This window comes from Rothia uropygioeca (assembly GCF_004136585.1).
Lineage (GTDB): Bacteria > Actinomycetota > Actinomycetes > Actinomycetales > Micrococcaceae > Rothia.
In genome coordinates, this window is the sequence record NZ_NOIR01000004.1 from 215,466 (window position 1) to 229,903 (window position 14,438).

General features: G+C 61.7%; 12 protein-coding genes. 4 read left to right on the plus strand and 8 right to left on the minus strand.

Annotated features, from left to right (window positions below):
- The first annotated feature begins 13 nt into the window (after window positions 1–13).
- On the plus strand, window positions 14–2,230 hold the full coding sequence (locus EWR20_RS10965) for a glycoside hydrolase family 3 C-terminal domain-containing protein (protein WP_129360706.1): 2,217 nt from the start codon (window positions 14–16) through the stop codon (window positions 2,228–2,230).
- 133 nt (window positions 2,231–2,363) lie between these two features.
- Here EWR20_RS10965 and rsmA read toward each other — a convergent pair whose 3' ends face one another.
- From rsmA to rsmI, 3 genes are all read right to left on the minus strand, one after another.
- On the minus strand, window positions 2,364–3,218 hold the full coding sequence (gene rsmA / locus EWR20_RS10970) for a 16S rRNA (adenine(1518)-N(6)/adenine(1519)-N(6))-dimethyltransferase RsmA (protein ID WP_178946327.1): 855 nt from the start codon (window positions 3,216–3,218) through the stop codon (window positions 2,364–2,366).
- Window positions 3,219–3,253: 35 nt separating this feature from the next.
- Window positions 3,254–4,267: a TatD family hydrolase gene (locus EWR20_RS10975; RefSeq protein ID WP_238147733.1), complete on the minus strand. Its 1,014-nt coding sequence runs from the start codon at window positions 4,265–4,267 to the stop codon at window positions 3,254–3,256.
- A gap of 97 nt (window positions 4,268–4,364) precedes the next feature.
- The gene (rsmI, locus tag EWR20_RS10980; RefSeq protein ID WP_129360709.1) at window positions 4,365–5,255 is read right to left on the minus strand and encodes a 16S rRNA (cytidine(1402)-2'-O)-methyltransferase; all 891 of its coding nucleotides are present in this window, start codon (window positions 5,253–5,255) and stop codon (window positions 4,365–4,367) included.
- Between the two features lie 467 nt (window positions 5,256–5,722).
- Between rsmI and EWR20_RS10985 the strand changes: the two genes are divergently transcribed.
- The gene (locus tag EWR20_RS10985; protein WP_238147714.1) at window positions 5,723–7,384 is read left to right on the plus strand and encodes a dolichyl-phosphate-mannose--protein mannosyltransferase; all 1,662 of its coding nucleotides are present in this window, start codon (window positions 5,723–5,725) and stop codon (window positions 7,382–7,384) included.
- A 653-nt stretch (window positions 7,385–8,037) separates the two neighbouring features.
- Here EWR20_RS10985 and EWR20_RS10990 read toward each other — a convergent pair.
- The 4 genes from EWR20_RS10990 to EWR20_RS13050 all read right to left on the minus strand — a co-directional run bounded on the left by EWR20_RS10990 (window position 8,038) and on the right by EWR20_RS13050 (window position 11,424).
- Window positions 8,038–9,075, minus strand: a complete 1,038-nt coding sequence (locus EWR20_RS10990; protein ID WP_129360710.1) for a TIGR01906 family membrane protein — start codon at window positions 9,073–9,075, stop codon at window positions 8,038–8,040.
- A 91-nt stretch (window positions 9,076–9,166) separates the two neighbouring features.
- Window positions 9,167–10,450 (minus strand): L,D-transpeptidase, encoded by a 1,284-nt coding sequence (locus EWR20_RS10995; RefSeq protein WP_129360711.1) that lies wholly within the window; start codon window positions 10,448–10,450, stop codon window positions 9,167–9,169.
- A gap of 69 nt (window positions 10,451–10,519) precedes the next feature.
- Window positions 10,520–10,855, minus strand: a complete 336-nt coding sequence (locus tag EWR20_RS11000) for a DUF3499 family protein (RefSeq protein ID WP_129360712.1) — start codon at window positions 10,853–10,855, stop codon at window positions 10,520–10,522.
- A gap of 47 nt (window positions 10,856–10,902) precedes the next feature.
- On the minus strand, window positions 10,903–11,424 hold the full coding sequence (locus EWR20_RS13050; RefSeq protein WP_129360713.1) for a WhiB family transcriptional regulator: 522 nt from the start codon (window positions 11,422–11,424) through the stop codon (window positions 10,903–10,905).
- A 175-nt stretch (window positions 11,425–11,599) separates the two neighbouring features.
- Here EWR20_RS13050 and EWR20_RS11010 point away from each other — a divergent pair, with 175 nt between their 5' ends.
- Window positions 11,600–12,376 (plus strand): TIGR03089 family protein, encoded by a 777-nt coding sequence (locus EWR20_RS11010; protein ID WP_129360714.1) that lies wholly within the window; start codon window positions 11,600–11,602, stop codon window positions 12,374–12,376.
- A 16-nt stretch (window positions 12,377–12,392) separates the two neighbouring features.
- Here EWR20_RS11010 and EWR20_RS11015 read toward each other — a convergent pair whose 3' ends face one another.
- Window positions 12,393–12,998, minus strand: a complete 606-nt coding sequence (locus EWR20_RS11015; RefSeq protein ID WP_129360715.1) for a GtrA family protein — start codon at window positions 12,996–12,998, stop codon at window positions 12,393–12,395.
- A gap of 275 nt (window positions 12,999–13,273) precedes the next feature.
- Between EWR20_RS11015 and EWR20_RS11020 the strand changes: the two genes are divergently transcribed.
- Entirely contained in the window at window positions 13,274–14,416 is a 1,143-nt protein-coding gene (locus EWR20_RS11020; protein WP_238147735.1) for a 5-(carboxyamino)imidazole ribonucleotide synthase, read from the plus strand.
- Window positions 14,417–14,438 lie beyond the last annotated feature (22 nt).

A 14,438-nucleotide genomic window follows, 5' to 3' on the forward strand; every position in this document is an offset into this window, starting at 1 on the left:
AAGCGAGAACACCATGGTCAGTTCACAGGACCTCACGCTCGAAGAAAAGGCCCAGCTGCTCAGCGGCAAGGACTTCTGGACCACCAAGAACATCGACCGAGTCGGTGTACCGTCCATCATGCTCACGGATGGCCCCCACGGCCTCCGCAAGCAGGCCGGCTCCAGCGACAACCTCGGTATCAATGAATCCGTTCCCGCAACTTGTTTTCCGCCCGCCGTCGCGCTCGGGTCCGCATTCGACCCCGACTTGGCAGAACGGGTAGGCCAAGCATTGGGCATCGAAGCAGCCATTGAGGACGTCTCGGTACTTCTGGGCCCTGGCGTGAATATCAAGCGTTCGCCCTTGTGCGGCCGTAATTTCGAGTATTTCTCCGAGGATCCTTACCACGCGGGGACAGTTGCCGCGGGGCTTGTGCGAGGTATCCAGTCGCAAAACGTCGGTGCTTGTCTCAAACACTTCGCGGCGAATAATCAGGAGGAAGACCGCATGCGGGTTTCCGCAGACGTCGACGACCGCCCGCTCCGGGAAATCTACTTCCGCGCTTTCGAAAGAGTCGTCAAAGAAGCCAAGCCGTGGACCGTGATGTGCTCCTACAACAAGATCAACGGCACATACGCTTCGGAACACTCCTGGTTATTGACGGACGTGCTGCGGGAGGCCTGGGACTTCGATGGAATGGTGGTCTCCGACTGGGGTGCTGTTCACGACCGTGTTGCGGGCGTCAAGGCGGGAATGGATCTCGAGATGCCGTCCTCGGATGGCATTACGGATGCTCAGGTTGTCGACGCGGTGCGTGCAGGCCGGCTGGAGTCAACCTGGGTCGACCGGTCGGCCCAGCGCGTTCTCAATCTGGTCGAAAGGTCCGGCCGGCGGGTGAAGCCATCGGGCCCGCTCGACGCCGAGGCTCATCACCGCATCGCCCGCGAGGCCGCCACGCGGTCGGTAGTCCTGCTCAAGAACGACGGCCAGACCCTTCCCCTGGAGGATGGACAGAGCATCGCCCTCATCGGGGAGTTCGCACGCACCCCACGTTTCCAAGGCGGCGGTTCCTCTCATATCAACCCGACCCGTGTGGACACGGCTCTCGACGCTTTCCGAGAGAAGGTTGGCGAGCAGGTCGACTTCGCGCCGGGTTTCACCTTCGACGGGAAAGGTTCCGAGGCGCTTCGCGCCGAGGCCGTTGAACTCGCTCGCACAAAGGACGTCGCGGTCGTGTTCCTGGGACTGCCCGACGCCGCCGAATCCGAGGGCTTCGACCGAACAACCCTCGATATCCCGGCCGATCAGTTGGAACTCCTGGGCGAGGTCGTTGCGGCCAATCCCCGAACCGTCGTCGTGCTCTCCAACGGCGGCGTCGTGGCTCTGCCCTTCGCAGATTCGGTTCCCGCCATTGTGGAGGGCTGGTTGCTCGGCCAAGCAGGCGGATCGGCGGTCGTGGACATCCTGACCGGCGAGGCTGCCCCTTCAGGACGCCTCGGCGAAACCATTCCCTATCGACTCGAGGACACCCCAGCCTTCGGGAACTTCCCCGGGGAGTTCGGACACGTCCGCTACGGGGAGGGAATCCACGTCGGCTACCGCTGGTACGACAAGAGGAATTTCGAGGTAGCTTTTCCTTTCGGGCATGGGCTTGCCTATACGAACTTCGAGTACGGCTCCCCCACGGTTTCCGTCAACGACCACGACGACATCGAGGTCCGCGTGCGTATCACCAACACCGGCCAGCGATCCGGCCGTGAGGTAGTGCAGGTTTATGTCGGACCGGAGAATTCAGCCGTTGATCGCGCTCCTCGGGAGCTGAAGGCTTTCGCCTCGGTCGAGGCCGCTGCCGGCGAGTCACGCGACGTCGCCCTGACGATCGACCGGGAGGACCTCGCCTACTGGGACATTCGGGTCGACCGTTTCGTCGTCGAGGCAGGCGTATACCGGGTCGAGGTCGGAGCTTCCAGCCGGGACATTCGAGGCGAAGCCACCGTAGAGCTCAACGGCGACGAAGTACGCCTCCCCCTCACCTCGCAGTCGTCGCTGGCGGAAATCCTCGCGCATCCGACCGCTGGTCCCACGATGCGAGAACATCTGACTACCTTCTTGGGTTCGACCCCGGACGGCGCTGCGTCAGGAGAACAAGACATGGAATCACTGATAGGTTCCCTCCCGGTGGGCCGGCTGGTCAGCTTCGGCGTGCCGAAGGAGCAAGTCAAGAAATTGATCAACCTGGCCCAGCAATAATCCGCTTTCGGTGCCGGCGACCCGGCAGAACTGAGGCCGGCAGACCCAGCGGCGTCAATGGTTGCTGAGACTTCGGCGAGTTGCGAGGAAGGTCAGGCGGCTGCGACCTGCACCTGCACTTCCGGAACCGGGCTCAGTCCATCCGTGTCTGGGCCGCCTGGGCGATACGGATGAACTCGTGGATGTTGAGCCGCTCGCCGCGCAGTGAGGGATCGACGCCTGCGGCCTCGAGAATTTCCCCCGAGAGGGCCGAGGAACCGGCCCACCCGGCGAGCGCTGCGCGCAATGTCTTGCGGCGTTGGGCGAATGCGGCGTCGATGGCCGTGAAGAGGACTCCACGATCGACCTCGGCCAGTGGCTGGTCCCGGCGGGTGAATGCGACGAGGCCCGACCGGATCTTCGGCGCAGGCCAAAATACGTTTGTGCCGATCACCCCGGCCTTGGTGACATCGGCGAACCACGCTGCCTTGACGGAGGGCACGCCGTAGATTTTGGATCCGGGCTGAGCGGCGAGCCTGTCGGCCACCTCGTCCTGAACCATAACCAAGCCATGTTTGATGGAGGGGAACCGGTCCAATAGATTCAGCAGAACCGGTACCGCAACGTTGTATGGAAGATTGGCCACGAGTGCATCCGGTGTTTCGGGGAGCTCATGCACTTTCATCGCGTCCGAAAGCACCACATCCAGGCGAGCTGCGCCCTCGGGCCGAAAACGCTGAACGGTTTCCGGAAGCTGCCGTGCCAAAGGCGGATCAATTTCCACGGCGACGACGTGCCTCGCGGAGTCGAGAATGCCCAGGGTCAGCGAACCGAGGCCCGGCCCAACCTCAAGGACCGTCTCGTTCGGCTGGATCTTGGCCGTCGCAATGATCCTGCGGATCGTATTCGGGTCGATCACAAAATTCTGACCGAGAGTCTTGGTCGGCCTAATACCGGCTCGCTCCGCGAGGTCTCGGATCTCGGCGGCACCCAGAAGAGCTGTTTCCATCACTTCACGAATTCTACAGGCGCATGAGCTTGGCTTTATCGGTCACGGGAGAATCCGGGGATGCCCCATGAGCCGTAGACGTCCATCGAGTTCTCCCGGATTTGCGTGCAGAGGTCCGCCAGATGCTCTTCTCTCCGTTGAGCCATGTATCGAACCGTGTAATTGGTCATGTATGAGGCGTTCGGACGTCCTCTGTATGGGTGCGGGGTCAGGAAGGGCGCGTCGGTCTCCGCGAGGAGCAGTTCTGCTCGGGCACGTTCCAGGGATTCTTGGACTCCGTGAGAATTCTTGAACGTCACGGTTCCGGAAAAGGACATGTACCAACCGTTTCGGTTGCACACGTCGGCCAGTTCCGGCCCACCGGAGTAACAGTGAAAGACGGTACGCTCGGGGGCGCCTTCGTCCTCCAGGATTGCGACGACGTCCTCATGCGCATCACGGTCATGAATTTGCAGGGCAAGTCCTAGTTCCTTGGCCATTCGGATGTGCCGCCTGAAACTGTCTTGTTGTGCCGCGCGACCGTCTTCATCGGTCCGGAAGTAGTCCAGGCCCGTCTCGCCTATGGCCCTCACCCGCTCGGAGGCCGCCATGGCTTCTAGTTCGGCGAGGGCATCATGGAGCTTTCCGGCTTCAGCCAGACGGGGCGCTTCGTTGGGGTGGATCGCGACCGCGGCCAGAACACGTGCATCGGCCTCGGCTGCGGCAACGGCGTAGGCGGAGGAGGTGAGGTCGCAACCGACTTGCACGATAGCGCCGATTCCAACGGCTTCGCCCGTATCGAGCGCATCCTTGGCCGAGATTTCGACTTCTCCGTCCAGGAGGTCCATGTGCGTGTGGTCGTCGACGACTGGGGAAGGAAGCGGTTCGGGTGCGGGCGGAAACACAAGGTTGCGAGAGCGACCGTCGCCGCCGGCGGTGCCCCTTCGGCGAGTTCCTTCCCCGGACTGTTCCCCGGTGATCCCCGTGTATCTCTCAGCTTCGTATGCCGGCGGCGTCTCTCCGGTGACGACCTCGGGACGGCGCATGGGATCGGTCCACAAGGAATTCATCAGGTCGACGGCGTCGGGGGCAAGTTCTCGCCACGTGGCGTTGGGATCCGTGCACATGGGTGTATCTTCTCCTGAAATGTCTGGAGGTGGAGTGATTCTATTCTTCGCCCTCGGAGCGTTGGGAAAGCACCGCTTCGTACAGGTCGCGTTTGCTGACGTGGTGCGAGGCGGCCAGTTCGTTGACGGCCTGCTTGAGCCTCATGCCGCCCGCGACGAGTGCCTCGACCTCGTCGGTCAAGCTTTCAGGGCTTTCCGCCTCGGGCTCGGGAGCCCCTTCGACGACGACGGCGATTTCACCACGCACCTGGTGCTCATCGGCCCACATGAACAGTTCTCCGAGCGTTCCGCGAATGACTTCTTCGTGAAGTTTGGTGAGTTCACGGGCGATCACTGCCCGCCGCTCGTCGCCGAAACTCTCGATCAGCGCACCGAGCATGGGCGCCAATCGGTGCGGGGCTTCATAGAAGACCATGGTTCGGCGCTCGGCAAGGAGTTCGGACAACCTGGCCCGGCGTTCGGAGACCTTTCGCGGGATGAAGCCTTCGAAGACGAACCGGTCCGATGGCAGGCCCGATACCGCGAGCGCGGAGAGGACCGCCGACGGTCCGGGAGCGCAGGAGACCGTGAGGCCCTCCTGAACGGCGCGCTCGACGACGCGGAACCCAGGATCGGAAACCGTGGGCATCCCGGCATCGGATATCAGAAGGACCGTCTGTCCGGTGTGGACGGCGGTGACGAGCTCTTCTGCACGACGGATCTCGTTGTGCTCGTGGTTGGTCACAATGCGTCCGCTGACGGTGACCCCCAATCCGGAAGCGAGGGTACGCAATCGCCGCGTGTCTTCGACCGCGACGACATCCGCGCTGGCGAGATACTCCTTGAGCCGTTCGCTGGCATCTTTGAGATTTCCGATCGGGGTCGCCGCGAGGACGAGCTTTCCTTCGTCGGCGGGCCTGAGGGCTTGGTTGGTTTCCGGAGTCGAGTTCACTCATCCAGACTAGCCGTTGCCGGCCCAGAGGTTGTCGCCGGACGCCGACGCTGCCGGGCCGGGCCCTCCATTTCCCGGTCCTGGTGCTCCGGAAGTTCGTAACGGATCTTGTTCTTGATCTTCAGAACCGGCGTCGAGAACCGGTCGCAGACATGGCGGTAGGCTTCAAACCGTTCGGAGAGGACGCCGCAGAAAAAGCCTCGTAGTAGCCGTAAAAGACCGGCTGATAAAGAGTAGTGTATGGCCTCGGCTCACGCGGAGAGTTCCTTGCCCGTACAGCCCGTCGGCACCACGGCTGAACTCCCCGGCAATAACTGCGTCTTTACCCCCGCTCACGACGTGTACGCGGTGCGGCACCGCGACGTGTCGACGACCGATCAGTGTATCCGGCGGCCAAGACACCGCTGTCAGGTTCTGCAAGGCAACTTGTTCCCTGTCTTTACGGCGGCTCCCGTAGCATAGGACGAGTGAGAACCACCGATACAGCGACCCCGGATTCTGGCTCCAAGACCTCCTCGGCGCGCCGTTACGGCAAGAACGGCCCGAGGTTTTCGCCCGGCGCATTCCGGCTCGATGCACTCCTGGACCGTCTGCGCGTGGCACCCGTGGCTCTGCCTCGGTATTGGTGGGTTGTCCCAGCCCTGGTGATGGTCCTGGCCGCGCTCCTGCGACTCACGAGCCTGGCGCATCCGAATGCCATGGCTTTCGATGAAACCTACTACGCCAAGGACGGCTATTCGCTGTTCCACTTCGGCCATGAAAGGCAATGGTCCAAGGACGCGAATGCGTCGTTCATCGCCGGGAATCCGGTCCAACCCTCCGAGCAAGCGGAATACGCGGTTCATCCCCCGCTCGGCAAATGGATGATCGCGCTCGGCATGCTGTTATTCGGTGACGACAACCCATTGGGGTGGAGATTCGGGGCAGCACTGTTCGGAACGCTCTCGATCGCAGTGATCATGTGGGTCGCGTGGATGATGTTCCGCTCGATCACGCTGTCCAGCATCGCCGGCTTCCTGATGGCGATCGATGGCCTTCACATCGTCCAATCCCGCCTCGCGCTTTTGGACATCTTCCTAATGTTCTGGTTGTTGCTCGCCTTCGCGTTCCTGGTGGCCGATCGCATATCCGCCCGGAGAAAACTCGCGCGTTTGGTGAGTCAGTCCCGGGGTCGGGGGCCCTCTCAGGCCCCATCGCCCGCATTTCTCAAGTACGGTCCCTGGCTCGGAGTCCGATGGTGGCGGATAGCGGCGGGAATCTCTTGCGGCGCAGCGGTAGGGGTTAAATGGAACGCGCTCTTCTTCGTCGCGATCTTCGGAATCTTGACTGTTCTCTGGGATATTTCGGCACGCAGGGTCGTGGGAATACGAAGTTGGTTCACCGGCGCGCTCCTCAAGGATTCCTGGCCGGCCGCGATATCGATCGTCGGAATCGGGCTGGTCACCTACCTGATCACGTGGACCGGATGGTTCGTCTCCTCGGACGGATTCGACCGTCATTGGGCTGCGGAGCACCCGGGCGAAGGCGTCTCGTGGCTGCCGCCTGCCTTGAGAAGCCTGTGGGCCTATCACGAACAGGCGTACAGCTTCCATACACACCTCGATTCACCGCACACCTACATGTCACCGGCGTGGCAGTGGCTGATTCTGGGACGGCCGACTTCCTACTACTACGAGTCGTACGATTCCGGACAAGCCGGATGCTCGGCGGCGCGGTGTTCGGAAGCGATCCTCAACGTCGGCAACCCGTTGATCTGGTGGGCTGCGGCCGCCGCCATGCTGTTCGTGTTGATCTGGTGGATCATCAAGAGGGATTGGCGCATGGGAGCCATTTTCTTGGTGTTCGCGGTCAGCTACCTCCCTTGGTTCGCGTACCCGCATCGCACGACTTTCTACTTCTACGCCTTGTCCTTTTTGCCGTGGCTCATTCTCGGCTTGACGGCTGTACTGGGCCTGGGCCTCGGTCGACCGGGTGATTCGGTGCGACGCCGCCGACTCGGCTTGGCCGTCGTCGGCGTCTTCCTGATCGCGGCATTGCTGATCACCAACTTTTTCTGGCCGATTTGGACAGGTCACATGATCCCGTATGACCACTGGCGATGGCGTATGTGGTTCGATGCCTGGATCTAGTCCGAGGCTTTCCTTCCACCGGAACAGGAGGCATGAGTGACCAAGCCCGGAACCGAGACTCCTCATGTCCTTGCCCACGCGGCAGCGACCATTCCCTATGGGGTTTTTCGTGCGCACCGGGAACTTCGCACGGTCGGCGTCGGCGGAGACGCTCGCACGCGGGGTATCTCCGGGTCGTCCTCACTGGTTTCCGCGGGTGCGGGTACGGCGGGCCTCGCAGGGTCCGGAGAGGCTTCAGATGTAGATGCCCGGCTGATCAGCAGAGGTGCCGCCATCGGAATATACCGTGCCCAGCAGCTCACGAGGGACATTGCAGACGGCGCTGATCTCATCCTCGCCATGGGACCCCCACCGTCGCTCATGGATTCTGGACGAATGGTCGGCCGAAGCGCACAAAACACATCTCCTGAATCACGTCGCAGCTCGATTGCCCTCCGCGCCCTCTTCAGATTCCGACGTCGATCCCGCCCTGCGGATGCGAAAGCAACGGGGTCCGGGCCCGTAGGGAAGATGCGGTCAGGGATCCATTCCGCAAGGGACCGGAAGCAGCCTGCCTCGCGGTTTCCGGCATTGAGGGGGGCGTTCAGAATCTTGCTCCCCCGGCTGGAGCCCTGGGGTTCGGAACGCGCTCAGTACCTGCGGCCCGGAAGGGGTTAGCGGCTCAAACGCTCGCGAATCTCCTGCCGGTCATGAGCCGCCTTGAGCGCCCGTTGCCGCCGGAATGCGGTCGGCCATGCGCTGATGAGAAGCACGGCGCTGACGAGGACGCTGAAGAGACCGATACCTACCGCCGAATCGACCCAGAACTGCTCCGGGAACAACCGGATCAAGCTGTCCGAGACGCGGAAGGCCCAGTTGCCGCCGGAGAAGAAGATCTCATGGAATCCCGTGAAAAATGATTCCCAGCCCAGGGCCCCGAGTATGCCGAGCACGGCCAGTACACCCAAGGTCAGCCACGCGCCCCAGAAAATGCTCTTTCGGATCGCTCCTGGGGCTCGGAGACGGAGACCCTTCATGCACAGTACCGCGATCAGAGAGAATACCGCGATGACGAGGAGAGCCCACAGCATCACATGCTTGACATCGGTCATATGGGAGACCTCCGCCGGGGTGAAGACCGAGTCGCCGTCGGGGGTGGCCACATCGGCCAAGTACCGGGCGGGTGCGAAATTCAGGATGTAATTCAGTCCGTAGGACCCGTAGGTCATTCTGTCTTCCGTGGAGAATCCGAAGGAATCCCCCGGGAATCCGGGGCGGTGGTATTCGAACCACAGGAAAACGGGAGTCGCAATCAACCGGATCCCGACCATCAACGTCGCCAGAGGGACGGCAACCGCGATGACTACTTGACGCAACCGCAAGGCCTTGGGCCGATCCTCCAGCGCCGCCTCACGCGCAGAGACCCTATCGGTCTTCTCGTTCCCATCTTGCGCACGATGCCCCGATCTCGAGGGTGCACTCACCGCGCCGGAACCGGTTGCGGCCTTGCCCGGTACGCCAGGCGACGAGGCCGTCGACCCGCTGTAGGAGGGCTGTGCCGTCTCGGTCGTATCCGACTCCGGAGAGGCCTTCTCCGCGGAGGTTTTCGGAGCGACGTCGGCTTTCACCGCTGGAAGGAGATTGTCCCAATCTTGTTGCGGAGACTCCGCCCAGGGAGTCTCATGATCATCGGGGCGGGAAGGGACGGGCATGCTTCTCCTCACTCAGAATGCGGCGCCGGGCCGCGAAGTACGCCACGGACCCAGGCCAAACTGGGCTACCGTGACGTCATTGCGGTCGGAATCACCAATTGCCGTGCCAGCTGGTGTCCGTGTAATTCTCCCAGGGAATGTTCCAGTCACCGTATCCATTATCCGGATTGGCCTGGCCGTATCCCGTGTTCTGGGTTTCCACGACGTCGCCGACGGTGAAAGTGTCGAAGAAGAACAGTGCGTCATCGGGCAACAGACCGATGCAACCGTGGGAAATATTGGCCACGCCCACCGAGCTGTATGCCGAGGGCTCGGCCTGGTGCACGAACGCACCACTGGCCGTCAAACGGTTGGTGTTCGTGGCTTCGAAGGGTTCGTACCAGTGTTCGTCGCCCTTCTTCAGCCCCAAAGTCTTGGCGTCGAATTTGTACTTCTTGGACTGCTCCATGATGACCAATTTTCCGGTTACGGACGGCCAGTCCTTGTCCCCCAAAGTCACCGGCGCCTCGCGCACGAGCTGGTCGTTGACGTACATCTTCATGGACTTGGTGTTGTTGTCCACGAAGGCATAATGCTTTTCCGCCGTGTTGAAGGTGACCTGGTAATTCTGATTACCGATCTGCCCGTTGCCCAGATTCTTGCCGAGAATATCCGCGTTGATGGTGACCTGCGAACCAGGCGCCCAGAGATCCTGCGGACGATACCTGACCATGGTGTCCGAGTACCACCGGAACCGACCCGGGCCGGCACCTCCGCCAGTCACGGTGATGGCTGCTTCGATATCAGCTTTATTGGTTACAGGCTCCGAGAAGTCGAACTGGATCACCTGACCCGTACCGTAGGTCTTGCCGTCTCCCACATTGATCTTGGCGTCGGCTTCGTTGGCGGCGACGACGGTCGAGAATTTGCTGTTTCCCTCGTGCCTGGAAGGTCCCTTGGTCACGGTGTAATTGACCGTGTACTGCGTATCGAATTCGAAGGGCCCCTGAGCAGTCCAGGTCAGACCGTCTTCCGAGACCTGGCCCTCGACGGTTTGGGAACCGCCTTCTATCGTTACTCGCTCGAGCCGACCCTCCTCCGTGGTCACGGTGACGGGATCCACGGGATTGACTTCATCGGTATCGGCCGCAGGTTTGACAGTAACTTGAGGAGTGAAGTCATTCGACGACGATGCCGACCCCGAGGACGGAGACGCACTCGAATCGTCGGTATTCGAACAGGCTGTGAGGATGGCCGCGCTGAAGATCCCGAGCGCGCCTCCTGCTACAGCTTTGCGGCGAGTCAGGCCATGTGGTGTTCCTTCTCCCTGACCGGCCAGGCCGCGAATTCTTCGAGGGCCGGCCGACCGGTGGTTCTGTGGAGTCGGTTCGGTCACTATGCAGTATTCCTTCCAATGTGCGGCATACAAGGGCAACCGCGTCCCCCGACGCGGACCTCAAGGCAATTATGAGCGCGGGCCGAGCCCGCGCAAGAAGTGAAGATTGGTGACGTTGTCCGGCACCGCAGGTGATTCTTCCGGCTCTTGCTGCTGCGCCAGAGCACCAGCGCTTTCCCCAGCCGGTGCCATCAACGTATCGTCAACGTCCAAACGAACTATATCCCACCCTCGTGGGGCAGTGAGCCGTGCAGCGTGGAAGGAGCACATGTCGTACGCGTGAGGCTCGACTCGGGTCGCCAGCGGTCCGATAACCACGGTGGATTCCGAATACGCGTACGTCAGGGTATAAGTTGCCTCGCGATGACACATCATGCGCGAGCACATACGAATGTTCTCAGTCATGGGATCCCAAGATTACTACCGTCGGCTGTGAGGACGGTGTGCGTAGGCTAGCTGGCGCGTTTGCGCAGACGACGGCGTTCACGTTCGGACAGGCCGCCCCAGATACCGAATCTTTCGTCCTTGGCCAGCGCATAATCCAGGCATGCTTCACTGACAGGGCATTCCGAGCACACGCGTTTGGCGTCACGGGTTGAACCGCCTTTTTCCGGGAAAAAAGCCTCCGGGTCGGTCTGAGCGCACAGAGCATCGGCCTGCCAGGCGAGTTCACCTTCTTCGTCATCCGTGCCATACTGACCGGCGGCTGCTTGCCACATCTTGAGGACGTCCGGGTCCGAGGAGAACAGGTCCACACGGTTCTCGTGGGAATCGTTCGACGGACCGGTTTTCTTCTCGCGGTCATCGGCCGCGGCGAGAAAAGCAGTTGCTTGGTCTTCCAGGGAGCTCATGGGCTCTCGACCTAAGGCGGAAGGATCGGCAGGATCGACGTACCAGTCGACTGGAACGGAAGGGCTGATACCCCTTCCATCGGACGCGGGTGATGTGCTCCGGCGCCGCACTGCTTCGCCCATGCTCGTCCTTCCTTGCGCTCCCTGCCGCGCGGTGGTTTTGAAAATTCCACTCATAATTACAACCGTGTAAGCCGCTGACGTCAAGCTCGAATGTGATTCAAAAGTCAAGGACCGACGCTGTTTCCCAACTCACGCCGCATGTCGCGTTCGTCTCACATGCCGGTAGACTCGGCCCATGACGCACACGCCCTCACCCCAGAATTTCGCGAATCTGGAGACATTCAGTCGTTTTCTCGCCTCATCCTCGAGGCCGGCGCTGATTTGGTACGGGCCCGATTCCGAGCGGATCGAACTTTCCGGCAAGGTCACCGAAAACTGGATTGCCAAGTCGGCCAATCTCTTCGTGGATGAGCTCGACGCCGCTCACGGGGATTCCTTGGACATTGCGGCACCTCCGCACTGGAGGAGTATAGCCGCGACCCTCGGCGCATTGCGCGCAGGATGCGTGGTGAATTCGGATAACGAGGCATCGACCTTCTGGCTCGGTTTCGACGTCGACGATCGCGCGGCGGAGGCGGAGACCGCCGTTTTCATGGCCCGCGGCGCCCTGGCCATGAGCTACGACCAGGAGGTCCAGCAGTGGCCGGATGATTCGCTCGACTACTGCGCCGAGATCAGATCCTTCGGTGACCTTTTCGATCCGATCGATGCGGTCATGGGGTCGCACAGAATCGGCCGCGCCGTGGTGAACGGCGCCTACCAGACGGTGACACTGAACGAGTGGCTCGAACTCGCCTCGTCGTGGTGCGACCGGGTTGCCCAAACGGACGACGACCGCCAAGGCATCATGGTCGATGCGGGCAGCCAGCCGCTGAACTTGGATTTCTTGGCACGAGTTTGCGGGATCGTGGCGGCCGGGAAGGCACTCGTGCTGGTGGATTCCAGCGTCGGTCGCCACGAAGAGCGGCTTGCCACCATCGCCTCTGAGGAGAAGGCAGAATTCTTGGACTGAACAGGCGGGGCAAGTCTCAGGGCGTCGGCGAGGAACCGGATGAACCTCGCCCTCGCGAGCGCCGCACGACCTCGTCCGCGTCCAGGGTTCCCGTCACAATCTCGGTGGCCTCGGTGACGAACCGGCCGACTCGTTCTTCTCGCGTCATGTGAGCCTGCTCGTCCGAGATTTCGGCCTCGTTCTGTCCGCCGTAGACCCAGAATCGGTAAGCGAAGTATCGAACGATCGTGCCCAAGACGGTGCCGACAATTGTTCCGGATATGAACGAGGCCTCTTTCGAGGTCAGCCCCAAGATATAGAACGTGAACATCACGCAACCGGATTCGACGGCTATGCCGATGAGGTTGACGACCGCGAATTGAACGGCCTCCCGAACTTTGTTGTCCTGGCGCTTGTCGCGGAAAGTCCAGAGACGATTGACGATCCAGGAGAAGAGAGTCGCCACGACGCCGGCAATGAACTTTGCTTTGGCGTGCCCTTCGTCCTGGAACCAGGTGTTCATGAGCAGCAACGTGACAGACGCGTTGACGACAAAGGCCAACGCACCGACGATCCCGAACTTCAGGACCTCTTTCAGGAAGAGATCCCACAGCCCACGGACTTTCTCAGCAACGGTCGACACTCATACTCCACGAAATCGGGTATAGGGGACGCCGCAGCGCCGCTCGCCTCCTGTTCCAGTTGGCGACCGCGGAAGGGCGCATTCGAGGCCGAAGAATAATCGCTCGAGAAGAACCCCTACGGCTCAGAGTGAGTCTACCTGTGCGAGCCCCGATTCGAATGCACAAATCCACGAAATCTGTCACCGTGACCGAGATCAACAGGTAGCCTGAAAGGGTGATTTTTCCCAAGACTGGTCCCATTGTCGGTGTAGTAGGTGGCGGGCAGCTGGCCCGCATGATGGCGCCCGAGGCGAGTGAACTCGGTATCGAATTGCGTGTCCTCGCGGAATCGCCCGAGGTGTGTGCGGCGGCGGTCGTTCCGCGGTCTCCGGTCGGTGATTACACGGACCTGAGTACTCTCCGGGAATTCGCACGGAGTGTCGACGTTCTGACTTTCGACCATGAACATGTCCCGACCGACCACCTTCGTGCGCTCATTCGTGACGGCGTTGCGGTCCACCCAGGACCCGGGGCCCTCCTGCATGCGCAGGACAAGATCGAGATGCGCCGCGCCGTCGACCGTCTGGGTCTGCCCAACCCCCAGTGGGAGGCCGTGACGAGCCCCGACGAGCTGCGTGCATTCGGCGAGAGGGCGGGGTGGCCGGTTGTCCTCAAGACGCCTCGCGGTGGTTATGACGGCAAGGGGGTCATGCTTGTGGAACCGGCCGACGTCGGCTCCCCCGAGGTCGCCGACTGGTTTGCGAAGGCCGGTGACGCCGGTTGGACCGACGGCGCTCTTCTGGTCGAGGAAAAAGTCGATTTCTCGAGGGAACTCTCGGCGTTGGTCGCTCGCCGTCCCGGCGGCGAGACGTGTGCCTGGGACGTCGCGGAATCCATTCAGGTCAATTCGGTGTGTGATGAGGTCATCGTTCCCGCCCCGGACATCGACTCTCAGACTGCCGGCTCAGCCCAGCAAGCGGCTTTGCTCCTCGCATCAGAGCTCGGCGTCACCGGGGTCATGGCCGCTGAGCTCTTCGAAACCCCTGGTCGTGGCCCCGGCTTTCTGGTGAACGAACTGGCCATGCGCCCGCACAACTCGGGCCACTGGACTCAGGACGGCTCGGTGACCAGTCAGTTCGAACAGCACCTCCGCGCCGTTCTGGATCTGCCCTTGGGCTCGACCGACCGCCTCGCTCAGGTGACCGTGATGAAGAACTTCCTGGGCGGAGAGAACCAGAATGTGTTCTCGGCGTATCCGGCCGTCATGGCCGAATATCCCGGGGCAAAAATCCACACCTACGGAAAATCGGTGCGACCGGGGCGCAAGGTCGGCCACATCAATGTGACCGGTCCGTCGGATGAGCTCACGCGCTTGCGTCAACTCGCGCACGGCGCCGCTACGGGCATACGAGATTACCGAGCACAAGGTCAGGTCTAGGGGCCACACGGCCTCATCAATC

Bases quoted from the DNA above. Each gene is read 5' to 3' on its own strand.
- EWR20_RS11020 (WP_238147735.1), top strand. From the start codon at position 13,274: ATGATGGCGCCCGAGGCGAGTGAACTCGGTATCGAATTGCGTGTCCTC.
- EWR20_RS10975 (WP_238147733.1), bottom strand. From the start codon at position 4,267: ATGAATTCCTTGTGGACCGATCCCATGCGCCGTCCCGAGGTCGTCACC.
- EWR20_RS11000 (WP_129360712.1), bottom strand. From the start codon at position 10,855: ATGACTGAGAACATTCGTATGTGCTCGCGCATGATGTGTCATCGCGAG.
- EWR20_RS13050 (WP_129360713.1), bottom strand. From the start codon at position 11,424: ATGGGCGAAGCAGTGCGGCGCCGGAGCACATCACCCGCGTCCGATGGA.
- EWR20_RS10965 (WP_129360706.1), top strand. From the start codon at position 14: ATGGTCAGTTCACAGGACCTCACGCTCGAAGAAAAGGCCCAGCTGCTC.
- EWR20_RS10990 (WP_129360710.1), bottom strand. From the start codon at position 9,075: ATGCCCGTCCCTTCCCGCCCCGATGATCATGAGACTCCCTGGGCGGAG.
- rsmA (WP_178946327.1), bottom strand. From the start codon at position 3,218: ATGGAAACAGCTCTTCTGGGTGCCGCCGAGATCCGAGACCTCGCGGAG.
- EWR20_RS11010 (WP_129360714.1), top strand. From the start codon at position 11,600: ATGACGCACACGCCCTCACCCCAGAATTTCGCGAATCTGGAGACATTC.